The sequence below is a fragment of the Nocardia sp. NPDC050710 genome (assembly GCF_040654375.1).
Lineage (GTDB): Bacteria > Actinomycetota > Actinomycetes > Mycobacteriales > Mycobacteriaceae > Nocardia.
Map to the genome: position 1 here is coordinate 18,334 of NZ_JBFAHV010000012.1, position 23,272 is coordinate 41,605.

The window sequence follows — 23,272 nt, forward strand, 5'->3', positions numbered from 1 at the left end:
CGGTCTTGGTGGCACGCGCGTAGGCCAGGTGCGAACCCGGCCAGACGGCGGTCACCTTGCCTTCGGCGGTGTTGTACCAGCCGGGGCAGCCGGTGGTGAAAACGGTCGCATCGAGGCGGTCCCTGAGTTCCCTGGTGAATCGGTCCTGCTCCTCGGGCCGGATATCGAGCCAGCCGCCGAATTCGGCGATGCGCTCGATCGCGCGCCGGGCGTACCGCGCCTACTTCTCCAGCAGGTAGACGATCCCTCCGACTCACCGCCGAGGGCACCACCTTTCGGGAGCTGATCGACGAGGTCCGGGGAACCGTCGCCGATCAACTGCTCACCATCGACGGCCTCACCCTCGGGCGATATCGCGGGCCGCCTCGGCTATCACGACGCGCCCGCCTTCAGTCGCGCCTACCGCCGGTGGACCGGCAGCACACCGGGCCGTTCCCGCACCCCGACGTCGCGCTCGGATATCGCGAACTGGTAGGGGTCAGTCCACCGTCAGCACGACTTTGCCGGGGCCACGGCCGCTCTCCAGCTCCCGCTGCGCCGCCCCGGCCGCCTCGAGCGGGAAGATACGCGCTGCGCCCGGCAGCCGGAACTCGCCGCGGTGGATCCGCTCGGCGACCTGCTCCGCGAGCTGAATCGGGCGCGGCCCCGCGCCGGTGCTGGAGAAGGTGACGCCGAGGTCGGCGGCGGCGGGATCCGCGATGGTGACGATGCGGTCGGTGCCGCCGCGCAATGCGATCGCCTCGGGCAGCATGCCGTGGCCCGCCGCGTCGAAGACCGCGTCGACCGCGGCCGGCCCCAGCTCGCGGACCCGATCGGCCAGACCGGGTCCGTGCGTGGTGGGGATCGCGCCGAGGCCGCGCACCAGCTCCTGATTGGCCGCCGACGCGGTGCCGATCACCGTCAGCCCCTCCGCAACGGCCAGTTGCACCGCCATCGACCCCACCGCACCGGAGGCGCCGTTGACCAGCAAGGTCTCCCCCGACCGCACCTTCAGCTGATCCAGTACCGCCGCGGCGGTACTCACCGCGACGGGCAGCGCGACGGCGTCCACCCACGCCAGCCCGGCGGGCTTGTGGGCCAGCGCGCTGCTCAACGCGTACTCGGCGTAGCCGCCACGCCGCGCCCAGCCGAATACCTCGTCACCGACCGTCACCCCCGTGGCCTCCGGACCGACCGCGTCGACCACGCCCGCGATCTCACCACCGGGAAACTGGGGGAACTGCGGCTCGCCGAAAACCAGTGCACCGGAACGGATCTTCCAGTCCGCCGGGTTGACCCCGGCCGCTCGCACGGCGACCCGGACCTCCGCGCCGCTCGGTTCGGGCAGCGGCGCATCCTCGACCCGCAGCACCTCGGGTCCACCGAATTCATAGAACGCGATCGCGCGCATCCCGCCCGCCTTTCCGTAGTTTCGCCGGATCGATAGCTGACACGATAGGCCGAGCCGGCGGGCCGCGGCCGCGCCGACACGGGAATCCGCGGTCGTGCGATCTGCGTAGTATCCAATCACGTTGAGGCAGTGACCTTTACGTGCCGTGCGCAGGTAGTTCTACTCGTGTCGGGTGGCCTTCGGCCGACCTAATCTCGACGTATGCAAACACCTCGGAGACGGACAGAAACCCAACGCTGAGGCCCGAGAAACCAGCGGAAGACTCCGGCCGGTGAACCACGACTTCGAAACCTCCCGCCGCCTCGATCGGCCCGCCAACCAGACCAAGCATTTGCTTGGTTACACTGGATGGGCTATCACTAGGGGCCGGATATCGTCGGTATACGCGCACGGTCGCGGACCCCCGACGACCGTTCCCACCCGCGGCGGAGGTAGAGATGAACGATTTCGGTCACCGATCCGGCGTCGCGCTGGTGCTCGGCGCCAGCGGCGGCCTCGGCCGAGCCACCGCGCGCCTGCTGCTGGAACGTGGCAGCAATGTCGCGCTGACGTATTTCCGGTCCCCGATCCCACTCGACCCGCTCCTGGATAAGGCGCAGGCACTCGGCCGTACCGCACGGAGGTGGCAACTCGATCTATCCGATGCGGCACAGGCCGCGGATGTCGTCGAACTGGTGGCCGCGGACCTCGGCGGCATCCACACCCTGGTGTACGCGGCGGGCCCGCATGTGCCGATGGTGCACCTGAGCCGCGTCGCACCCGCGGACCTGCGACAACAGTTGGTCGCCGACGCCGCGGGCTTCTTCAACGCGGCGCACGCCGCGCTCCCCCACCTGCGCGCCAGTCGCGGCAATATCGTCGCCATCACCAGCGCGGCCACCGCCCGATTCCCGGTCCGCGACGGACTGTCGACCACCCCGAAGGCCGCGGTCGAAGCGCTCATCCGCGGCATCGCGGCGGAGGAGGGCCGGTTCGGCGTCCGCGCCAACTGCGTCGGCCCCGGTATGACCACCGACGGCATGGCCGAGCGGCTGATCTCATCCGGCGAACTCGACGACCACGCGCTCGAGGCCGCCCGCGCCAATATCCCGCTACGCACCTTCGGCGATGCCGAGGATATCGCCGAGGCGGTGTGCTTCCTCGCCTCCGACCGCGCCGACTTCATCAGCGGCCAGAAACTGGACGTCGACGGTGGCTACGGGGCGTAACCGCTTGGCCACCACGGCGCGCCCCCTCGGCTGACGAGCGGTTACCGGCGATAGTTGGGTGCGATGCCCACCGACGCGCACGAGAAGCCCTTCGCACCGACCTGCGCCTCCTCGGTATCGGTATCGCGGCCGACCCGCATCGCGCGAATCTCCAAGGGCCACACCATCAGACGCGCTAGTTCGCGCGGAATCACGGGTAAGCCTGCGACAGTTATGCGACAGCAATGATCCGGCAACGAAAGGAGACCGAACTGTGGAGGTCGTCGAGTCCCTGCGCGGTGAGGTGGATCCGATTGTCCACATCCACTCGCTCGTCGGGCAGCGCTTCCGAGTCCACGATCGCTACGAGGTAGGGCGGGAGAAGATCCGGGAGTACGCACGCGCGGTACAAGACTTCCATCCGGTGCACTGGGACGAGGACACCGCGGCGGCCTACGGCTACCCGAGCCTGGTCGCCCCACCGACCTTCACCGGTCTGCTCGTGGGTTCGGTCCTGACGGCCATGAGCAAAATCCTCGTCAGCATCAATCTGACCACCACCGTGCAGACCGATCAGGTACTGGACTTCCACCAGCCGCTGCTGGTCGGCGACGAGATCACCAGCAACATCTCGCTGTATTCGTACCGCCAGGCCTTCGGCGGCGACATCATCGTCATCGAGAACGCGATCACCAACCAGCGCGAAGAACTGGTGGTCACCGCCTATGCCACGGTGATGGCACGGTCGGAGACGACGACGGACAGCGATACATTCGCGACCACGGTAGAGAAGATCGTCCGCCAGGACCTGGCCGAGCCCGCGGAGGTCACACCGTGGCCGGTACCGCTGCGCGAACCACAGCCACCGACGCCCAGCGCTCGCGTCCGCGGGTTCGATTCGGTATCGGTCGGTATGGAGTTGCCGGGCCGGACCGTCGGACTCAGCCTCGGCGATCTCATCAACTACACCGGCGTCTCGGGGGATCCGAATCCGATTCACTGGCATACGGAGGCGGCCGAACTCGTCGGCCTGGAACGCGGTGTAGTCGCGCACGGGATGCTGACCATGGCACTCGGCGCGGGCTACATCACCTCCTGGGTGGACGACCCCGGTGCGCTGCGGCAGTACTGTGTGCGCCTGACCAGCCCGGTCTACGTGGGCGCGGACGGCCGCAGTGAGATCGAGTACCACGGCAAGGTGAAGTCGGTCGACCCCGAAACCCGCACCGCGACAATCGCGCTCACCGCGACGCACGCGGGGAAGAAGATCTTCGGCCGCGCCACCGCGACGGTGCAACTGTCCTGAACCGAGCGGTTGTGGCGGGCACCGGTCAGCGCACTTCGGCCGGGCCCGCACCGACCGCCCGCACTCGGAGCCCGATGGCCTCAGGCCAGGTTCACGGCGGCGATCGGCTGGGTGGTCGGTTGCGGTGAACCCCCGGCGGGTTCGACTGTCACCGCCAATGTGTCGTCGGCGCGATAGCTGGTCAGCAATTCCGGACCCCGCGGTGTCAGGGTGTCCAGCACTCCGGCCGAGCGCGGTGTCCCCTCGGATGGACCCAGGTGAGGATGTTCTTCGGGATCGCCGAATCGGTCTTCAGCCCTGCTACGGCGGTCGGACAGGCCTCGTGAACGGCGCGCCCGGCCGGATGGGCCGCGATCCGAGTCAGGCCGCGCGGTGTTCGCAACCCATGCCGAGCACCTGCTCGCGCAGGCTCTGGAGAGTCTTGGTGAGGATGCGCGAGATCTGCATCTGGGAGACGCCGAGGCGCTCGGCGATCTGGGACTGGGTCTTGGATTCGAAGAACCGCATGACCAGGACGCGGCGCTCGCGTTCGGGGAGTGCCGCGAGCAGCGGGCGCACCGCCATCGCGTCCTCCAGCAGCCGATAGGAGGGCTCCTCGACGCCGAGGGTGTCCAGGATCGACGGCCCCGGCTGCTCGTCGCCCTGCGTGCCGACGGCATCGAGCGAATGGGTCCGGTAGGCGTTGGCGGCCATGATCGCCTGGGTGACATCGCCGAGCTCGAGGCCGAGTTCGACGGCGATCTCCCGCGCGGTCGGCATCCGGCCCAGCCGTTGCGACAGCACCTCGATGGCCGGGCGCACCAGTGCCTGCACCTCCTTGGCGCGCCGCGGCACCCGCAGCGCCCACGTGCCGTCGCGGAAATGCCTGCGCACCGATCCCATGATCGTCGGCACCGCGAACGAGAGGAACGTGGATCCGCGTACGACCTCGTAGCGGTCCACCGCCTGCACCAGCCCGAGCCGTGCGACCTGCAGCAGATCATCGAAGTCCTCGCCGCGACCGGCGAATTTGCGTGCGATGTGCTCGGCCAGCGGCAGGCACCGCTGCACGATTTCCTCGCGCAGAGCCGGCCGGCGCGGATCGTCGGCATCCAGCGCGACCAGTTCCTCGAACCATTGTTCGATGTCGTCGTAGCTGTCCTCGCCGAATGCCGGGTGTGATCCTTCAGTTCGAACTGTCGTTCTACTCATCCGAGATCCTCGTTCCATATTGAGTTCAACCTTCATCGAGTACCCGCCCCGGCCGTTACCGAAACGTGACAATATCAGCTCCGCCGGATCCGGGCCGCGGTGTGCAATGAGCAGCATGAACAGCTCCGTGGCCACGCTGGGGGTGCTCATCCTCGCCGCGGTGACAGCGGTTGTCGCGCCCTCGGCGAGCGCGGCGCCGGTCTGTCCGGGAGCCGGTCAGCCGACGGTGCCGGTGGCCTCGGTCCCGGGCGCGCTGGAGGGTTTGACCGTCGATGTCCGCGGTCGCGCCTTCACCACCGACCTGTTGACCGGCCGGATATTCCGGATCGACGCACCCGGCGCGGCGCCGGTGCCGATCGCGACCGTACCGAGCGGCGGCGGCGGAGCGCTGGCGTGGACTCCGGACGACGAACTGCTCGTCGGATACGGGGCCGACGCACGGACGCTGGTCGGCGATACGCTGCGGCACGCGGGCATTGTGCGGATCGACCCCGATACCGGGGCCATGTTCCCGGTGGCGGCGGGACTCAGCGCCGCCAACGGCATGGACGTCGGCCGGGATGGAAGCATCTACGCCACCAACGACTTCGGCAATTCGATCGGCCGCGTCCACCCCGACCGGGAGGTCCAGGCCGACTGGGCGAGCCTACCGAGCGCCAACGGCGCGGTACTCGGCCACGACGACGAATTCCTCTACGTGGGGCGCACATTCGTCGATCCCGGGGTGAGCCGCATCCCCATCGCGAATCCGGCCGCACCGCAGTCGCTGCTCGATCTCGGTGGCGGCGACATCTTCGGCGCACCCGACGGACTGACACTGGACTCCTTCGACCGACCGGTCGTCCCGCTCGATACGGCGGGTCAGGTCATCCGCATCGACGCTCCCCAGCAGTTCTGCGTCCTGAGCAGCGGCAACCCACTGACCAGCGTCGTCACCTACGGCCGCGGTACCACGGGCTTCGCGGCCGGGCGCCTTTTCGGCGCCACCTTCACCGGATCCGTCTACGAAATCCCGGGCGGGTTCGACCGCGATGCCCGCACCGCGACACCCTGATCGGTCAGGACGGTGGTGCGATCTTGGTGATGGCAATGGCGCCGTCCCGGGCGGTGACCGTGACGAACTGGCGGTAGGTCCGCACCGGGGCGTCGGGGCGCATTTCGCTGATGACCACGTCGAAGCGGCCGTCGGCCAGCGGGGTGATCAGCACGCAGTGCTGGGTGCCCGCGGGAATCGAGGCGATGCCGGCGTCGATCACCTCGGCCGTCGGAACCGCGGCGTCCTGGGTTGTGAGCGCGCGGGCCCGCGTGCCCGAGCGGGCCACGTAGTAGGCGTGCTGGAAGGCGAGGATCGTCTCCGGACCGTTGGCCGACGAGCCGATGCCGTTGCCGCGCACCAATTGTTCGGTGCGGGTCGGCTCGCAGCCGGGTCCGCCGCCGAGCACGGGGTCGGCGGCGGTCGCCGCTTGCCGGGGATTGGTCACCGCCGCGGTATAGACCAGCACCACGGCGACCGCCGCCAGCGAGCCACCGATGGCCACCGACCCCACCAACCAGGGGCGCCTGCGCGGACGACGCGGGGGCCGTCGTTTGCGCAACGGGGGAAGTGTGCGTGGCGGCGGAATCGCCCCGGAGGCCGGAATCATCCCGGGCCACAGGGGGACCGCCGCCGACCCACCGCGACCGCGGGCCGCACCGGTTCGGAGCGCGCCGACGCTCCGCGTGGGTTCGGACGTGTTCGACGACATCATGACTTCGCCGCACCCCCTTTACCGGCGCCTTCTGGGCGACCTCGGGTTACCTCTCAATGCTGTTGAGCTTTAACAACATTGCACACCTCACGGGATTATGGCGGGCGAATGGCCGATGAGCCACCCGATCAGCGCCCGAAGACCCGTTGACGGTACGGAAAAGGCCCGGGAATCGGTGCTCGCCGCCCCACGGTCAGCTCGTGATCGCGGGCGGCAGGGTCGCGCGCTCATCCGGGCGGGGGTCGGACACCAGCGCCGAATGGGGGTCATCGAACGTCATCACCAGCTCGTTGTCCGCGTAGCGAGGCCAGCCGGGATCGCCGGTCGTGGCGAACTCGACCCAGGCCGAGTGCATTTCGTCGGCGATCCGCTGGGGCGGTTGCGGGCCGGTGAGATTCGGGCCCGCGCCGAGCGTGTCGAAGACGAAGGGAACCTCGAGGGCATGGATCGCGCCCAGATCCGGTCGGCGCCAACCGAACTCGTAGAGAAAGGCCGGGGTATCCACGGCGGCTTGGGATTCGACGAGTTGCCGTGCGGGACCGCGGAATACGGCATCGGTGACGATCGCGGCGAGCAGGTCGCCACCGGACGCATCCGGCCGGTTGGCGGCGTACGGCGCGATCGCCGCGGCATCGATGCCGAACCGGGCGAGCGCGAAGGGCAAGGTCTCCATGGTGATCGCGGCGCCGAGCCCGGTCGGGACGGTGAACAGTCGGAACTCCTCGGCGGTATAGCCCGCGAGCAGCGGTATTCCGCGCGCCGAACCCGCCGCGATCGCATCGGCGGGCGCCTCGGTGAGAACCTCGCCGTCCAGCGTCGGGAAGAAGCTCATCACGCCGATACCGGCGGCCAGCACGGATCGTCCCCAGCGGGCCGGGTCGGGGTTGCGGCTGTAGTCGGCGTGCACCGCCTCCTGCGCGGCCAGCAGCGCCGACGGCGCCACCGTCGCAAAGGCTTCCGCCGTCGCGGGCACACCCAACGCCTTGCCCAGTTCACCGCCGAGCAGGCGGGCATCGTCCAGGGTCGCGGCCACGCGCCCGCTGCCGCTCTGCATGATCGCCCGGCCGAACAGACCCCGCGCCGCGGGCGAGCCCAGCAGCGATGCGACGCTCATGCCGCCCGCCGATTCGCCGAAGATGGTGACCTTGTCCGGATCACCGCCGAAGGCACGGATGTTCTCCCGCACCCAGGTCAGCGCGAACAACTGATCCAGCAGACCACGGTTGGGCGGCGCACCGTCGAGCACCGCGAAACCCGAAGCGCCGAGCCGATAGTTGATCGCCACCAGCACCACGCCGTCACGGGCGAAAGCGGCACCGTCGTAGATCGGTACGGCATTGGCGCCGTGCACGAAAGCGCCGCCGTGGATCCACACCATGACCGGCAGACCCGCGCCACCCGGATCCGGTGTCCACACATTCACATTCAGGTAGTCCGAACCCGGCACCGTGTAGGTCCCGAGGATCCGCTCGAGGGCGGGCGGATACGGTGCCTGAATGCAGGTCGGCCCGAGCGCCCCGGCATCCCGCACCCCGTCCCAGCCCACGACCGGTTTCGGCGCTTGGAAGCGGGCGGCGCCCACCGGGGCGGCGGCGTACGGCACGCCGAGAAAGGCGCTGACCCCGTCGACGGTTCTTCCCCGGATCTTTCCCCCGGCGACCTCTACGATTGGTTCCACGATCTACTCCTGTCCTACCGGCCCAGGATCAGCGTCCCCACTGTCGCCGCGCCGCGCAGGAGAATCACCACATCGAAGGCGTCCCGCGGTCGATGACGGGTCCGGCGGCTAGGTGCCGCGACGCGCGCGGGCACGGCGTTTGCCTTCGTGCATGGCCTGCACGCGGGCGACCGGGATGGTGTGACCCTCCGCGACCAGGTCCGCGGGCAACGTCTGGGGGGCAGGCATTTCCGCGGACCACGGGTCGCGGTCACCGAGTTGCTTCGCCGCGGTGCGCACGGTGAAATCTCCCGGCGCGATATCGTCCAGCTCTGCCCAGGACACCGGGAACGAGACGGGTGTGCCCGGGCGGACCCGCGGACTGTAGGCCGCGACGACGGTCGCCCCGCCGGAGCGGGTGGAATCGAGAAAGACCTTGCCGCCCCGGTCTTCTCGAATGAACGCGGTGGTGGCCAGGTCCGGGTCGAGCCGCTCGGCGCGGGCGGCGACAGCGCGGGTGGCCGCGGCGACATCCTCGATGACAAGGCCCGGCACGACCGGGACGAAGACGTGCACCCCCTTGGCCCCACTGGTCTTCACCGCTCCGGCCAGTCCATCGTCGGCCAGCGCCTGCCGGATCAGCCGGGCGGCCCGCACAGCCTGCCGGAAGTGTTCGCCGGGCGGCGGATCGAGATCGAGCACCAGGTGGGTCGGCCCCTGTACGGGGTCGGCGAGCAAGAGTGTGGTGTGGTATTCGACCGCCCGCTGGTTGCCGAACCACAGCAGCGTCCGTAGGTCGTCACACAGCGCGTAGGACACCTCTCGCTTGGAGCTGTCGGCCCACATCGTCACCCGCCGCACCCACTCCGGGGTGTATTTGGGCAGGTTCTTCTGCATGAAAGGTTCCTGGCCCGGCCGGATCCGCAGCACCGACAGCGGCCGATCCCGCAGGTTGCCGACCAGCCGGTCGCCGACGACCTCGAGATAGTCGATCAGGTCCCGTTTGGTCGCCTCCGCGCCGTCGAACAGCGGCTGGTCGAGATTGGTCAGTTCGACACCCGCCCGAACCTCTGCGCTCGTCATGGCCTCACCCTGCCCCGTGCGGCCCTACCCTGCAACCATGACAGGAGATCTCGCCGCGTTCGTCAGAGGATTGCCCAAGGCCGAGCTGCATCTGCACCTGGAGGGCACACTCGAGCCGGAGCTCAAGTTCATGTTGGCCCAGCGCAATGGGGTCGAGCTGGCCGAGAAGACCGTCGCAGAGGTGAAAGCGACCTACCGGTTCCACGACCTCACCTCCTTCCTGCGTGTCTACTACCCCGCGATGCGGGTATTGCAGCAGCCGAGGGACTTTCACGATCTGGCGTTCGACTACCTGACACGGGCGCACGCAGACGGCGTGCGCCACGTCGAGATGTTCTTCGATCCCCAGGCGCATACCGGTCGCGGCGTGCCCTTCCACACCGTGATCAGCGGCTACCGGTCGGCGATCGTGGCGGCCCGGCGCGAATTCGGGATTTCGGCCGAGCTGATCCTGTGTTTCCTGCGTGATCACTCCGCCGAGTACGCGATGGCGACATTGCTGGAAGCGCTGCCGTACAAGGACTGGATCATCGGCGTCGGCCTGGATTCCGATGAGCGCGGGAACCCGCCGAGCAAATTCGCGGACGTCTTCGCGCGGGCACGACAGGAGGGCTTCCTGTTGACCATGCACTGCGATATCGACCAGACCGACTCGATCGAACATATCCGTCAAGCCATCGAGGACATCGGTGTCGATCGAATCGACCACGGCACCAACATCATCGAAGACGACCGGCTCGTCGAGCTGGCCAAATCCTCAGGGCTGGCGCTCACCTGCTGCCCGGTGTCCAATTCGTTCGTCACCAACCGGATGAAGGCCGACGAGATCACCGCTCTACTCGATCGCGGGCTGGTGGTCACCGTGAACAGCGACGATCCGTCCTACTTCGACGCCTACGCCGCGGACAACTATCTGGCCCTGGCCCGGCAGGCCGATCTCGGCGTCGAACATCTGGTTCGGCTGGCCGAGAACTCCTTCCGCGCTTCCTGGATTCCGGCCGCGAAACTCGAGCGATACCTGCACGACATTCGCGAATACGTCGCGGCATACTCCTGATCCGCCACGGAGGCGTCGCTGCGCCTCACGGGGGAAATCCGATTGTCCGGCCGCGGCGCCGGCCGTAGGGTGGCGGGCCGGGAGGGGTTCCGCGGCGCGGGATCTGGTGCGCACAGGTATGGAGTTCGGTAATGGCGTTGCGGCTCGCGTGGGGGCTGGCGGAGCGGGATCGGCGGGGTTGGTCGGTCGCGACCGGCGCGGCCATCGATCCGCGCGCCCGTGATCTCGGCGATGGCGCTCCCATTGTGCTGGGGCCCGTGGACGCCGGACCCGATCGGGTCGCGGCCGCCCGCGCCGAACTGTCCGCGCTGATGGCCGTAGGCGGCGTGGTGATCGCCGGTGCGGGTGTGGATCTCGGGGACGGCTTCCGGTCCGCGCGGCTGGCCGGGGCCACCGGTGATCGCCGCGACGCGGTGTGCGCGGCGCTGCGGGTACTCGGGTTGGCGGGCGCGGGTCGGCTCGGGGACCGGGCAGCGACGCTGGTGGCGCTGTTCGGCGTCGCGGCGACGAAACCGGTGGGGGCCGCGGCCGAATCCGCGATCGCGCAGAGCCGCTGGGCCGCATTGGAACTGGCTTCCGCGGCGGCGGATGTGCTGGGACCCGAACAGCTGGAACAAATACTCGCCCTGCGGATTTCCGACGGCACCGAACCTCTGCCCGCCGGTGCGCCCTCGGCGCTGGCCGAGAACCTGCGCCGCGTCCTCGAACCCTATCCGCGACGGCGGCGGCTGACTTTGCTGACCGACCTATGGCAGCAGGTCGACGCCCGGCACCGAGCGGCGCGAGACCGGGCTCGGCTGCTCGCGAGCCAGGACCTCGACATCGTCGAGGAGCTGAGCGAGCGCTACCGACGCTTCGACGAAGAAGCGGTCATCCAGCTGGCGCAGGACGGGGCCGAACCGTTGACGGTCGCCGCCGCCGTTCGTTTCGTGCCGACCTGGGACCACTTCTGGAAGCACCTGGTGGTTCGGCTGTTCCAGGATGCCGTGGCCGCCACCGTTCTGTTGCGGGCAGCCATCGCCGTGCACGAACATGGTGTGCAGGCGGGTATGGAGCGGGTACGTGATCAGATCGCCGCTGCCTCCGAGTTGTTCCTGAAGTCCGATATCCAGGCGGCCCGGAAGCGGGTGGGCGATCAGTCCCCGTTGGCAGCCAGGCCCATCTGCGCCGTCCGCGAACTGGATATGTGGCTGCGACGCGGACAAACAGACCACCGATCCTTCGAACATCTCGTGCGCAAGCGGCTCGCCACGGCGCTCGCCTACGGCACTGTCGTCAACACCGCATGTCACGATCTGTTGTGCCGCTCCCCCTGGAACATCTGGCCGGACAGCTGGGATCTGCCGGATCTTCGTACTTGGCGAGCCGCGGTCGGCTACACCGAGACCCGGCCGCCCGCCGACTGGAGCCAAAGGCCCCTCGTGTCGGATCGCGACCTGCGGCCCCTCGGCGCCCGCTTGGACGCGGACCCCGAAGCGACCGAGCTGGCCGCGGATATGGTGTGGTACGCCGATCTCGCCGACGCGCTGGTTCAGATTCGCGCGCCCGAATCGGCACGTATCGAGTACGGGTACGTCTTTCACTTCGATGCCGATCCGGCGCCGCTGCCCCCGGAACCGTTGACACCGCGGCTGGACTCGATCCCGTTGGCGGTGGCCGGCGCCGCGCAACTGCTGGCGCTGGGCGCGACCGCACCCGCCCGGTGCAAGACCTGGGCGCAACTGTGCGAAGGGCTGATGGCCAGCGGTGCCGTAACTCAGGCGTTGATCAGCGAATTCGAGGTTCCGGACGCGCTTCTCGCCGCGGACGGGAGCACGCTGCCGGGAACCGATGTCCGGATTCAGGTCGCTCGCACTGCGGGCCGGCTCGCCGAATGGTCCGACTATATGGGCAATTGCATCGCGGGCCCGTGGTACCAGGACGAAGCGCGCGACGGGCGCAGTGTGCTGATCGCGCTGCGCGATCCCGAGGACACCGTGCTCGTCAACGCCGAACTGCGCGCCGCGGGCGCGGGCTGGCACGTCAACGAGATCCGCGGTCGCTTCAACGATGACCCGGATCCCGCGTTGGACAGGGAATTCCGCCGCTGGGTGCGTGAACTCCGGGCGGCCGACCCCGAGGTCGACACCGAACTCGTGGTCCTGCCGGCCTCGCCGGGCCGCAGGCGATCCGCACCCGATGGCGTGCGTGAACTCGGGCCACACCTACTCCGGGCGATTCGGCGGTCCACCGTGGACACCGATGCCTGCCTCACCGTGCTGGCCGCACTCGTCGGACGGGATGATCCCCATCCGAAAACCCTGACCACACTGCGGCGGGCGGGCACCGATCGACTCGCCCGGATCTGCGTCGCCGCATTGGACGCCCGCACCGTATCCCTGCCCGAGCTGTGGTCGGTGACCGATACCCGGCCGTTGGCCGCCGCCGTGACGGCGATGGATCCGCAGTCGGTCGCGCGTTATCCGCGGCTGCGCCGACTGTCCGACGACGCGCCGCTACCCTCGAAAGCGCTGCGCGCCCTGATCGAAGAGCCCGAGATCGCGATCGCCCGCTCGATGGATATCGTCGCGATCCGGCTGCGCAGGGTGCTCGGCGGACTCGCTGTGGACGACCATCCTGCCATGGCGCCCGCGGTCGTCCGCGACCCGCGCGCCGAGGTGCTCTGCCCGCTGGTCGTGGCGATCACCTGCGCGGGCGGTTCGGCGGGCACCGTCTCGATCACCGAACCGCGCGCGGACACCGTCCCCGGATTTCCCGCCTCGACGCTGTCGGACCCCGACGGGCCATGGCAGCGAACCTGGCCCGCGGCCGCGGAACTCGGCGCGACCACCGAAAGGTTCTGGGCCCAGGTCGCCGAGACCGGCGTCCTGGTCCCGGCATCGTGGCTGATCGCCCGCGGCTGGCCGGGTCTGTGGAACCGCGCCGCCGCCCGGTCACGGTAGGCCCGCTGTCGCCGGTTCCGAACCGCACGGCGTGTCCACCGTTTTCGATTATGCCGGTGGGACCCGGCATCGACATACCGCGGAGCACCACGTATTTCGACGCGGACATTCGCGGCGCACAATAAAACAAACCGGACGGATTCTCATTTCTAATCCGCCATTTCATCCGCTGGGCCCTCTGGTCCGAATCAGAGAGGTAGGCACCTACTCCTCCGAAAAAGGATCCTCATGGTCACAGCCAAGACCGCACCACTTCGGCCCTTCCAAAGGCACACCGCCGCCCTGATAATCGCGGGTTCTCTTCCGCTGGCCGTCGTCTGCGCGGCCGCACCCGCCCTGGCCACGCCACCGGGCGCGGCGGCGGTGGTGGTCGACCCGCAGTATCAGCCCATGCCGAATCCGGTAGCGGCACCACTCGAGGTGCCGGACACGGTGTTTCGCGTCGGAGACGTCGAGACGGCCCGGCCCGATTGGGTGGACCCCGTGGTGGCTCGTCAGTTCAACGAAGGAGCCGCGGGCATGGAGTCCGGGCTGTCGGACGTATTGGACGCGGCCGGTGTCGAGCCCGCACGCTCCGATCGGATCGCCGACGACGTCTTCGGTGGCGCCGTGATCGGCGCGGCGGTCGGCGCGACCGTCGCCAGCCCGCTGGCCAGCACCGGTGCGATGGTCGGAGCGGTAGCCGGATTCATCGCCGGAATTCCGTTCCTGCCCGCCGGTCTGGTGGTGGTGCCGATCATCGGCGCCGTGCTGGGCTATGCCTTCGTCGCCGCCCCGGCCGCCGTGATCGGCGCAGCGGTCGGCGCGGCAGTCGGAGCGGTCGAAGGCGCTATCACGCCGCTCGACACCGCACCTGCCGAGGCCGCACCGGCCGTGTGAACACCGGGTCGGCCCGGCTCCACAGCGAGCCGGGCCGTCCGCGTCAACGGCGGGTGATCACGGTGGGCAAGCTCGCGAATCCGCGATTGTTGGAGGAGTGGATGCGACGCGCGTGCTCGGTGTCGACCTCGTAGTCGGCCACCGACGCGACGATCTCCTGCAATGCGACCCGCAGCTCCAGCAGACCCAGATTCGAGCCGAGACAGTGGTGGCGACCGCTGCCGAACACCAGGGAGGCGCCGGTATCGCGATCCAGGTCGAAGATATCGGGGTTCTCGAACACCGCGGGGTCCCGGTTGGCCGCCGCGGTCAGCAGCAGCATGCGAGCACCGGCAGGCACCGTCACGCCGTGCAAGTCGAATTGCTCGGTCGCGGTACGCAGTACCGTCTGCGTCGCGGGTTCGTAGCGCATCGACTCGGCGATCCAGTCGTCGATGCGGCCGTCGAAGGCCGCGCGCCGCTGGTCGGGATGGCGCGCCCCGGTGTGCCAGATATTGCCGAGCGTCAGCATGGTGGTCTCGATGCCCGCGCCCACCAGCAGGATCAGCACACCGACGATTTCCTCGGGCGTGAGGCGATCATCGCCGTCGGCCGCGTCGAGCAGTCCGGAGAGCAGATCGTCGCAGCGGCTCTTACCGCGTTCGATGGTCAGCTCGGTGTAATAACCGACGAGCGCGCCGATCGCCTGCACGGCCTCGGGGCGCAGATCGGTGGACTCCTCGTCGGTGTACATGATCTCCATGCCGAGCTTGCGGAGCATATCCCGGTCGGCTTCGGGGACACCGACCAGTTCGGAGATCACATCGGTCGGGAACGGCCCGGCGAATTCGGCGACCAGATCGAAGCTGCCGCGTTCGAGCAACGGTTCCAGCAGACCCTTGGCGATCGTGCGTAGTCGCGGTTCCAACGCCTGCACCCGATGCTGGGTGAAGGCCCGGACCACGAGCCCGCGCATCCGGGTGTGCTTGGGCGGGTCCATCGCCACGAAGGAGAAGAACTGTTCGGCCTGGGGACCCCAGAACGCCGGTTCCATTCGCAGGCCGTTCGCGCTGGAGAAGCGGTCCGAGTCGCGCAGGGCCGCAGCAACGTCCGCATACCTCGACAACGCCCAGAAATCGTCGGTGTCGTTGCGGTAGACGGGAGCCTGATCACGCAGCCTGGCATAGTACGGGTACGGATCGTGATGGACGTCGAAATCGTAGGGGCTGTACTGCAATTGCACGATACGGCCTTCCGGACGGAAAAGTCGGGCTGATACGACGACAGTAGTCGAGATGAATTGAGGGCGTAGTGAACTCGGAATCGGCGGACGCCAGGTTCGATGTGTCGAAGCCTCATCCGGCACGCCGATACGACTACTGGCTCGGCGGCAAGGACAACTATCCGGCCGATCGGGAATCGGCCGATGCGGTGGCCGAGGCATTCCCGACCGTCCGGCTGGCCGCGGTGGAGAACCGCAGTTTCCTCCGGCGAGCGGTGAATTACCTGTCGGCCGAGGCCGGGATCCGGCAGTACCTCGATATCGGCGCCGGCCTGCCCACCGCGGGCAATGTGCACGAGATCGCCCAGGACATCGCGCCCGAATCGCGCATCGTCTACGTGGATAACGACCCGATCGTGCTGCTGCATGCTCGCGATCTGCTGAACAGCTCCCCCGAGGGCGCCACCGCCTACCTCGACGCGGATCTGCGCGAGCCCGACCGGATCCTCACCCACCCGGACCTCACCCGGGTGCTCGACCTGAACCGGCCGGTTGCGCTGATGCTCGTCGCCGTACTGCACTTCATCACCGACGACGACGCGGCGTACCGGTTGGTGCGGCAGCTGTGCCAGGCGCTGCCCTCCGGTAGCTACCTCGTGATGTCGCACGCCACCAGCGATCACCTCACGGCCGAGGATCTGGCCGAGGCGAACGAGGCGAACCGCCGCAGCGGGGTGCCCTTCCGGCTGCGTTCCACCGCCGAGTTCACCGAATTCTTCACCGGATTCGAACTGGTGCCGCCGGGCATCGCCTCGGTGACCAATTGGCGTCCGGAATCGTGGCGGCCGCATCCGCGGGCCGAGGCCGTCTCCATGCTGGGGGCCGCGGCCAGAATTCCCTGATCGCTCAGCGGATTCCCGGTGTGGCCGGATCGGTTCCGAGGCAGCCGATGATGACGCAGCCGGGCGGCCAGCCCGCGATCGGCGGACCCAGCGGCTTGCCGAGGCAGGTCACCGGCCCGCAGCCCGGGTAGGCGTCGGGTCCGATGCCGAAGGCGCCGAGGGTGACGTCCGGGTTCGAGATCATCGGGTCCGTGACGCTCACATCGGGCCGCGGCAGATAGGGGCCCGGATCCGGCAGCCGCGGTTCACGAAAGGCCGCGCCGATGGCGCTCAGCACCTCGTGCGGGAAGCTGACCGAGCCACCCGGCACGGTGATGCCCGTCCAGCTGACCAGCAGACCGAGGCTCGGCACGATGAAGTTGTCCTGGCGCATCATCCCCGACATCTGCACCGCGTCCGCCGGTAGGCCGGGAAACAGGATCTCGCAACCGGGTCCGTTGACCACGAACAGGAATCCGTAGCAGGGATTGGCGGGCGAGGAGGTGGTCGCCGCGGCCAGATAGTCGGCGGAGATAACCTGCTGACCTTGCCAAGCACCGCGGTTGAGGACGAGTAGCCCGAGTTTGACGAAATCGTCCGGCGGCATGATCAAATGCGCGTATCCGTAAGTATTACCGCTGCGATCGCGCGCCCAGTGATAGTCGGTGCTCCGGATACCCAGCGGGGCGAACAACTTCCGCTGCGCGTAGGCCTGGAGATCCTCACCCGCGGCTTGCTGCACCACATAGGCGAGCAGATCGACCGCGCGCTGGCTGTACTGCCAGACCGTGCCCTGCGGATGTTCGATCGGCATGGCCAGCGCCTGCGCCACCACATTCGGGTCGAGCTGTACCAGCCCGGTGATTCCCTCCGACGCCACCGCGACCTGCATCCCCGACGACTCGGTGAGCAGACTCCGCACCGTGATCGCCCGGTGCGCCTCGTCGCCGAGCCCGGCGGGCAGATAGACGCCGATCGGGTCGTCGAGCCGCAGCTTCCCCTCGTCGATCGCGACTCCGGCGACCATCGCCACCACGCTCTTGGTCACACTCCACAGATTCCAGGCGACCCCACCGGTTTCGGCATTGCGCGGTCCACCCGCGATCAGGCAGTTGTTCCGGAGCACCTGTACATTCCGCCGCGTCGGATCGGCGGCGATCGCCATCGCCGCCGCCAGCGCGGTCGAGTCCAGCCCCACCTGCTCCGGCGTCGCCCGCTGCGGCGTTCGGGCATCGGTGACCGCGCACTGTGCGAGCTCCGTGGGCGCGGCATCGGCTACCGCCACCGCCACATAGCCCAGCAACAGTGCCACAACCAGCTGCACCGCAACATTTTTCAACGAACGAAACACAACGCCTCCACTCCCGGCCCGATCCACCTGCCACATCGGGCGGGACGAACCCGCGGTTACCGTCCGGACTGCCCCCACTTGCTGGGGCGATAACGCCGGGGGCAGTGACAATCAGGTGGTGGGGGCGGCGCGTTTGGAGTAGGAGGTGACCGGCGCGGATTCGAGGAGGTTGATGCCGGGCAGGCCTGCCAGCCGTTCGGTCAGATAGGTGTACAGGCCGGAGGTGTCGGGCAGGACGGCGATCGCGAGGAGATTGTGCGTTCCGGTGATGGCGCCGACGAAGGCGATGTCGGGATCGGCGGCGAGCGATTCGGAAACGGTGGTGAGATGGCTGGGCGCCACGGTGAGCCACAACACGCACTGCGAGGTGAAGCCGAACAGGGCCGGATTGGTTTCGACGTCGAAGTGCAGGATGTGGGCGCGACGGAGTTCGTCGAGGCGTCGGCGGATCGCGGATTCGGACCAGCCGAGGCGCCGAGCCAGATCCGGGAAGGCGGCCCGGCCGTCGACCGCGAGCGCCGGCAGCAGGCGGCGGTCCAGCTCGGTCAGATCGGTCAGCGCGCTCGGCGCGAGCTCCTCGAACCGCGGCGGTCGGAGGGCCTCGATCTGGGCGGCGGTGAGAGCCGAGGTGCGGGCCCGCCAGCGACGATTCATCAGGTAACGGAGCAGCCGGTATGCGGTGACCTCCGTGATCTGCGGATGGCGACTCAGCTCGGCCAGCGGCGCGGGACCGTCATCGGGGACACGGAAGATGCAGACGATTTCGCTACCGCTGGATACCGCGGTGACCCACGCGGTATCCGGACGGCGGGCGAGCGCGCGAGCCAGCCCCGCGGTGCCCTGTGGATCGACCCGCATCCGCACCACCCATTCGGCGGTGCCGGTGCGGAAGCTGTTGGTAATGCCGGTGACCCGGACGCCGCCGGTGGCGCGCAGCCGTCCGTAGCGGCGGGCGATGGTGCGGTCGGAGACCCCGAGCACCTCGGCGATCTTGCTGAACGGCGCGCGCCCGTCGATGTGCAGGGCGTGGAGTAGTTGCAGGTCGATCTCGTCGAGCATGTCCGAATCCACCCGTTCAGGGTAGGTGAGTGTCGGATTCCGGTGTCACTGCCGCCGGTGCGGGACCCGGTGGTATCCGCGCCGCCAGGATCGACGGTATGACCGATATACACGCCGTCCATCACCTCGGCATCCTGACCCGCGACCTCGACGGCCTGGAGCGCACATATCGCTCCTTCGGCTTCACACTGAGCCCGCGGTCCCGTCATCTGATGAGCGAGCGGCCGGGTGAACCACCGATACCGGGGTGCACCGCCAATCTGTGCGCGCTGTTCGGCGGCTCCTATATCGAATTGCTCGGCATCGTGGACGAATCGGCACCGGATCCGTGGCACACCAGGAGCATGCCCGACGGGTTGCAGATCCTGAACCTGGAGACCGGCGATGCCGCGGGCACCGATCGGCGTCTGGCCGCCGCCGGGCTGCGTACCTCGGGGGTGCTCGAGTTGGCACGCGATGTCGACACCGAGGACGGCACCCGCACGATGCGGGCCCGCGCCGTGCACCTCGATCCGCGTGCCACGCCGGAGGGTTTCATCGGGATCGCCCAGCATCTCACCCGCGAATATGTGCACCAGCCGCGGTATCTCGGCCATCCGAACGGCGCTCGCGGTATCGGCGCCGTCGTGATCGTGGCCGCCGAAGACCGGTTGGACACGATCACCGAACGGTACCGCCTGCTGCTGGACACCGAACCCGTCGACGAGGGACCGCGGCGGGTGCTGACGGGCAAGGACGTCCGGCTCGAGCTGATCAGGGCCGCCGACGTGGCGGACGTACTTCCCGGCGAGCCGGTCCCGGCGCCGTCCTATCTGGCCGCGATGACCATCCGGGTCGAGGAGATCGAACGGGCCCGCCGGATCGTCGCGGACAGTGGCACGGCCACCCGGTCGACGCCGGAGGGCTTCTTCGTCTCCGCCCGCGACGCCTACGGCGCGGGGCTGTTCTTCACGGCAGGATGAACTACATGCTCGAGATCATCTCCGTTCGGACCGCGGAACGGTCCGACCTACCGCGGCTGTCGCAGACATTGGCCGTCGCCTTCCAGCATGATCCGGTGACCTCCTGGATGCTGCCCGACGACCGGCGCCGCGCGGCGGGCCTGCCGCACTTCTACGCGACGATGGCGCGGTATCAATTCCTCGCCGGCGGCGGTTCGGCCGTCGCGGTCAACGGTGCCGGTGTAATGGGTGGTGCGGCACTGTGGGCGCCGCCGGGACACTCGCATACCTCGCAACTCGCCTGGGTGCGCATGATGCCGGGACTCATCCGCGCATTCGGTCGTCGCCTGATGGCGGCCAAACTGGTCGGCGACACCCTCGAGCGCCACCACCCCACCGAACCGCACTGGTATCTGTCGATGATCGGAACCACCCCGGACAGCCGCGGCGGCGGGTACGGCAGCGCCCTGATGCACGCGCGCCTCGAGGTGTGCGACGCCGAAAACACCCCCGCCTACCTGGAATCGAGCAGTCCGGACAACGTTCCGTACTACGAACACTTCGGGTTCGAGGTGACCGGTGAGATCGAGATTCCGGGCGGCCCTACCCTGTGGCCGATGTGGCGGCGGGCCCGGTCGAGCTGACCAGCGCGGCCAGGGCTTCGGGTGCGGATTCCTGGCCGCGGACCCCGGGGAACGCGTTGACGTCGACGATCAGCGGCTCGCCGTGTATCTCGAGCACGTCCACGCCGTAGATATCGAGCCCGAAAACGGCGCCGACGCGTCGAGCCAGGTCGGCATGCGGGGCATCGGCCATCGGCCGGTCCGCGGGCCGCGGACCCGGAACCAGTTCCGAACGGCGCAATGCGGCACAGACGGTGCCGCCGATCACCCAGATCTTGTGGTCCCAGCCGGAGTTCGGCGCGAGGTCCTGCACGACCACCGGCTCATCCGGCCAGGCCCGCACCACCGCGTCGAGTTCGGCGGTGTCCGTCACCCGGGCCACCAGATCGCCGCGGCGACTGTGCCTGCTCTTCACCACCAACGCCCGCTCGACGGTGACGGGCAGATGCCGCGGATTCGGCAGCGCCGTGGTGGCCGCGAACGGAAGCCCAGCCGCCGTGGCGAGCACGGCCATACGCACCCGATCCTGGCAGAACTCCGTGGCGACAGCAGAATTGAGCACTCGCGCACCGCACTGTTCCAGCCGCCGCGCCAATCCGATCGCGGCGGGAGTGCGGGCCTTGAGCAGATAGACGTCGGCCGGATCGTCGGGAAGTTCCGCTGTCGGCGACAGGATTTCGATCCGATGGCCGCGATCGATCAGCAGCCGGGAGGTCGCGACCAGCAGCGGATGTCCCGGGTCCGCGCTGAGCAATCCGATTCTCATTCGCGGCTGCCCGCGACGACAGGTTCGGGGCGCGGCTCCCGGATGACCTGCCAGGCGGTGTCCGATCTGGCGAGCTCGACGATGGTGCGCGCGACAGTGGCGACAGCCCGCGGCACCTGCCGGAAACTCGGAAAGTCGTTGATATCGACCACCATCGGGCCGTCTGGTCCGAGCACGAAATCCACGCCGTAGAGCTCGAGCCCGAAGATCTCGCCGACCCGAGCGGCGATCTCGGCCACCTCGGCACTCAACGGCACCGGGCGATCCGGCGCCTGTGTGCCGCGAGCCAGCGGTGAGGTCCGCTCGGTACCGTAGAGCCGCCCACCCGCGCAATAAACCTTGAGATCCACCCCCGTATTCGGCACGTACGGCTGCGCGATCAACAGCCCCTCCGCGGCGAGTTCGCCCTCGATGCCGATGAGTTGCTCGGGCCGTTCGACCAGGTGCACCGCGCGCCCGGAGCTGCCGTCCGCGGGCTTGACCACCAACGGGTAACGGGCAGCGGGGATTTGGGCCAGATCCGAGGTGCGGGCGGCGGCCCACGTCGCCGGGACCGGTAGGCCACAGCCCGCGGCCAGCACGCAGGCCCGCGCCTTGTCCCGTACGCCCCGGATCGATCGAGCGTCGTTGATGGTGGTCAGGCCCGCCGTGGCGGCGGCCTCCAGCAGGCCGAGTCCTGGTCCGCCGGAGGCGGTTTTGAGTACCCACGCGTCGTGGCGGCCGCGTTGGATCAACGCGCCGAGGTCGAGCAGCTCACCACCGGGCCGCAGCACATCGACCCGATGCCCCCAGGTTCGTAACTGCCGCACCACATCCAGCGGCATCCCATCGCTGCGGTAGCGCTCCTCCACCAGAAAACAGAATCTCATTCGCGCCGCCATCTCGCTCCCCGATCACACTGCAATCTCCAAGCGGCTCACATTATTTGCCGTTGTCCATGAAGATCATCTATACCGAAACGGAAAGCGCAACGCCGGTGCAGCGCGGGTCACAGTCGCGCCGCAGGAAATGTGGTGTCGACGGCCCCGGTGAAGTCCGAGCGGGAACCGGTCAGTCCCGGTGGGCCATGTCGTACCAACGGTGCGGGATCGACCAGTCCCACTGCGGGACCGCGGATTCCTCGCGTTCCGATTCCAGATAGCAGTACATGGAGCCGCCCACCGTGGCGCCGTACAGGAGCAGGCCGCGGCGAATATGGCGCCACAGCATACGACCCGAGATGTGTCGGCGCATCGGTCCTCCTCGAGCTCGTGCGGTCACGATACCGGCGCTTATTACAACTCGGACTGGTTTCGCGATGACCCGGGTCAAAACCCGTGGGGAGGCGATAAAGTCACGCCTACGATGCGCGCTTGTCGCCTGCTCTTCCAGGTGTCTTCCGCATTCGGCGATGTTGTGGGCGCATCACCCTCGCAAACGACGCAGGTCAGCGAGAAAGGGGTTGATGAGATGAGCAGCACGCATTCACGCAACTGGGCGGTCAGAGGTGCGATATTCGCCGGCATCGCGGCGGCCGGACTCACCGTCACAGCAACGGCACAGGCCGAACCACTCTGGCCCGGCGGACCCGATATCCCGGGCGTCCCGGCACTGATCCCACCGCCGCCGCCCGCGCCGGTGTACGCGCCGTGCTCCGCGGAAGCACGCTTCTGCCTGCGGCTCTCCACCAACGAGGGCTGGCTCATGGAGGACGGAAAGGTGACCTACGGTCCGACGCCGATCTCGCACGGGCGACCGGGGTTCGAGACACCGCCGGGAAAGTTCCGGGTCGCGTTCAAGAAGGCCGATCACTGGAGCACGATGCACAACGCGCCGATGAAATGGGCGGTCTTCTTCAATGGCGATATCGCCACCCATATCGGGCCGATCGAGGAGCAGTCGCACGGCTGCATCCGGATGACGCCCGAGGGCGCGGAGGCGACGTACAACCACCTGTCGCCCGGTGACGTGGTCGAAGTCGTGGAGTGATCCCGATCCGGCGACCGTCGAGGGCCGGATTCCCTTCGCCCC

The 23,272-nt window shown here is 68.5% G+C and carries 23 protein-coding genes; 11 read left to right on the top strand and 12 right to left on the bottom strand.

The window, feature by feature from the left end:
- The first annotated feature begins 313 nt into the window (after positions 1-313).
- Entirely contained in the window at positions 314-475 is a 162-nt protein-coding gene (locus tag AB0H61_RS20960; RefSeq protein ID WP_357307291.1) for a helix-turn-helix domain-containing protein, read from the top strand.
- Positions 476-478: 3 nt separating this feature from the next.
- Here the strand turns inward: AB0H61_RS20960 and AB0H61_RS20965 are convergent, their stop codons facing one another.
- Positions 479-1,390, bottom strand: a complete 912-nt coding sequence (locus tag AB0H61_RS20965; protein ID WP_357306951.1) for an NADP-dependent oxidoreductase — start codon at positions 1,388-1,390, stop codon at positions 479-481.
- 437 nt (positions 1,391-1,827) lie between these two features.
- On the opposite strand from AB0H61_RS20965, the gene AB0H61_RS20970 reads away from it, so the two are divergent.
- Together AB0H61_RS20970 and AB0H61_RS20975 are read left to right on the top strand one after the other, a co-directional pair.
- On the top strand, positions 1,828-2,598 hold the full coding sequence (locus tag AB0H61_RS20970) for an SDR family oxidoreductase (protein ID WP_357306953.1): 771 nt from the start codon (positions 1,828-1,830) through the stop codon (positions 2,596-2,598).
- Positions 2,599-2,851: 253 nt separating this feature from the next.
- Positions 2,852-3,883: a fused (3R)-hydroxyacyl-ACP dehydratase subunits HadA/HadB gene (locus AB0H61_RS20975; protein WP_357306955.1), complete on the top strand. Its 1,032-nt coding sequence runs from the start codon at positions 2,852-2,854 to the stop codon at positions 3,881-3,883.
- A gap of 80 nt (positions 3,884-3,963) precedes the next feature.
- On the opposite strand, the gene AB0H61_RS20980 is transcribed toward AB0H61_RS20975, so the two are convergent.
- Positions 3,964-4,200, bottom strand: coding sequence for an anti-sigma factor (locus AB0H61_RS20980; protein ID WP_357307293.1), 237 nt, complete (start codon positions 4,198-4,200; stop codon positions 3,964-3,966).
- Positions 4,201-4,243: 43 nt separating this feature from the next.
- Entirely contained in the window at positions 4,244-5,074 is an 831-nt protein-coding gene (locus tag AB0H61_RS20985; RefSeq protein ID WP_357306957.1) for an RNA polymerase sigma factor SigF, read from the bottom strand.
- A 106-nt stretch (positions 5,075-5,180) separates the two neighbouring features.
- Between AB0H61_RS20985 and AB0H61_RS20990 the strand changes: the two genes are divergently transcribed.
- Positions 5,181-6,128, top strand: a complete 948-nt coding sequence (locus AB0H61_RS20990) for a hypothetical protein (RefSeq protein WP_357306959.1) — start codon at positions 5,181-5,183, stop codon at positions 6,126-6,128.
- Between the two features lie 4 nt (positions 6,129-6,132).
- On the opposite strand, the gene AB0H61_RS20995 is transcribed toward AB0H61_RS20990, so the two are convergent.
- The 3 genes from AB0H61_RS20995 to ligD form a co-directional block, all read right to left on the bottom strand.
- Entirely contained in the window at positions 6,133-6,669 is a 537-nt protein-coding gene (locus AB0H61_RS20995) for a hypothetical protein (RefSeq protein ID WP_357306961.1), read from the bottom strand.
- Positions 6,670-7,015: 346 nt separating this feature from the next.
- Positions 7,016-8,500, bottom strand: coding sequence for a carboxylesterase family protein (locus AB0H61_RS21000; RefSeq protein ID WP_357306963.1), 1,485 nt, complete (start codon positions 8,498-8,500; stop codon positions 7,016-7,018).
- 108 nt (positions 8,501-8,608) lie between these two features.
- On the bottom strand, positions 8,609-9,562 hold the full coding sequence (gene ligD, locus AB0H61_RS21005; RefSeq protein WP_357306965.1) for a non-homologous end-joining DNA ligase: 954 nt from the start codon (positions 9,560-9,562) through the stop codon (positions 8,609-8,611).
- Between the two features lie 37 nt (positions 9,563-9,599).
- On the opposite strand from ligD, the gene add reads away from it, so the two are divergent.
- The 3 genes from add (at position 9,600) to AB0H61_RS21020 (ending at position 14,440) form a co-directional block, all read left to right on the top strand.
- On the top strand, positions 9,600-10,619 hold the full coding sequence (add, locus tag AB0H61_RS21010) for an adenosine deaminase (protein ID WP_357306967.1): 1,020 nt from the start codon (positions 9,600-9,602) through the stop codon (positions 10,617-10,619).
- A gap of 131 nt (positions 10,620-10,750) precedes the next feature.
- Entirely contained in the window at positions 10,751-13,561 is a 2,811-nt protein-coding gene (locus AB0H61_RS21015; protein ID WP_357306968.1) for a hypothetical protein, read from the top strand.
- 228 nt (positions 13,562-13,789) lie between these two features.
- A complete protein-coding gene (locus AB0H61_RS21020; protein ID WP_357306970.1) occupies positions 13,790-14,440 on the top strand; it encodes a hypothetical protein in 651 nt (216 codons plus the stop codon).
- A 43-nt stretch (positions 14,441-14,483) separates the two neighbouring features.
- Here the strand turns inward: AB0H61_RS21020 and AB0H61_RS21025 are convergent, their stop codons facing one another.
- Complete coding sequence (locus AB0H61_RS21025; protein ID WP_357306972.1) at positions 14,484-15,662, bottom strand: cytochrome P450; 1,179 nt, start codon at positions 15,660-15,662, stop codon at positions 14,484-14,486.
- Positions 15,663-15,730: 68 nt separating this feature from the next.
- On the opposite strand from AB0H61_RS21025, the gene AB0H61_RS21030 reads away from it, so the two are divergent.
- Positions 15,731-16,543 carry an SAM-dependent methyltransferase gene (locus tag AB0H61_RS21030; RefSeq protein ID WP_357306974.1) on the top strand — a complete coding sequence of 271 codons (813 nt, stop codon included), beginning with the start codon at positions 15,731-15,733 and terminating at the stop codon, positions 16,541-16,543.
- A 4-nt stretch (positions 16,544-16,547) separates the two neighbouring features.
- On the opposite strand, the gene AB0H61_RS21035 is transcribed toward AB0H61_RS21030, so the two are convergent.
- Positions 16,548-17,846, bottom strand: coding sequence for a serine hydrolase (locus tag AB0H61_RS21035; RefSeq protein ID WP_357306976.1), 1,299 nt, complete (start codon positions 17,844-17,846; stop codon positions 16,548-16,550).
- A 138-nt stretch (positions 17,847-17,984) separates the two neighbouring features.
- Positions 17,985-18,944, bottom strand: a complete 960-nt coding sequence (locus tag AB0H61_RS21040; RefSeq protein ID WP_357306978.1) for an AsnC family transcriptional regulator — start codon at positions 18,942-18,944, stop codon at positions 17,985-17,987.
- A gap of 86 nt (positions 18,945-19,030) precedes the next feature.
- On the opposite strand from AB0H61_RS21040, the gene AB0H61_RS21045 reads away from it, so the two are divergent.
- Positions 19,031-19,894 carry a VOC family protein gene (locus AB0H61_RS21045; RefSeq protein ID WP_357306980.1) on the top strand — a complete coding sequence of 288 codons (864 nt, stop codon included), beginning with the start codon at positions 19,031-19,033 and terminating at the stop codon, positions 19,892-19,894.
- A 5-nt stretch (positions 19,895-19,899) separates the two neighbouring features.
- Entirely contained in the window at positions 19,900-20,517 is a 618-nt protein-coding gene (locus tag AB0H61_RS21050; protein WP_357306982.1) for a GNAT family N-acetyltransferase, read from the top strand.
- Here AB0H61_RS21050 and AB0H61_RS21055 read toward each other — a convergent pair.
- The 3 genes from AB0H61_RS21055 to AB0H61_RS21065 all read right to left on the bottom strand — a co-directional run bounded on the left by AB0H61_RS21055 (position 20,477) and on the right by AB0H61_RS21065 (position 22,495).
- Positions 20,477-21,262 (bottom strand): hypothetical protein, encoded by a 786-nt coding sequence (locus AB0H61_RS21055; RefSeq protein ID WP_357306983.1) that lies wholly within the window; start codon positions 21,260-21,262, stop codon positions 20,477-20,479. The two genes, AB0H61_RS21050 and AB0H61_RS21055, sit on opposite strands and share 41 nt — an antisense overlap.
- Positions 21,259-22,131, bottom strand: a complete 873-nt coding sequence (locus AB0H61_RS21060; protein ID WP_357306985.1) for an ATP-grasp domain-containing protein — start codon at positions 22,129-22,131, stop codon at positions 21,259-21,261. The genes AB0H61_RS21055 and AB0H61_RS21060 overlap by 4 nt, the downstream gene beginning before the upstream one ends.
- Positions 22,132-22,312: 181 nt before the next feature.
- A complete protein-coding gene (locus AB0H61_RS21065; RefSeq protein ID WP_357306987.1) occupies positions 22,313-22,495 on the bottom strand; it encodes a hypothetical protein in 183 nt (60 codons plus the stop codon).
- A gap of 216 nt (positions 22,496-22,711) precedes the next feature.
- On the opposite strand from AB0H61_RS21065, the gene AB0H61_RS21070 reads away from it, so the two are divergent.
- The gene (locus AB0H61_RS21070) at positions 22,712-23,230 is read left to right on the top strand and encodes a L,D-transpeptidase (protein WP_357306989.1); all 519 of its coding nucleotides are present in this window, start codon (positions 22,712-22,714) and stop codon (positions 23,228-23,230) included.
- The last annotated feature ends 42 nt before the right edge of the window (positions 23,231-23,272 follow it).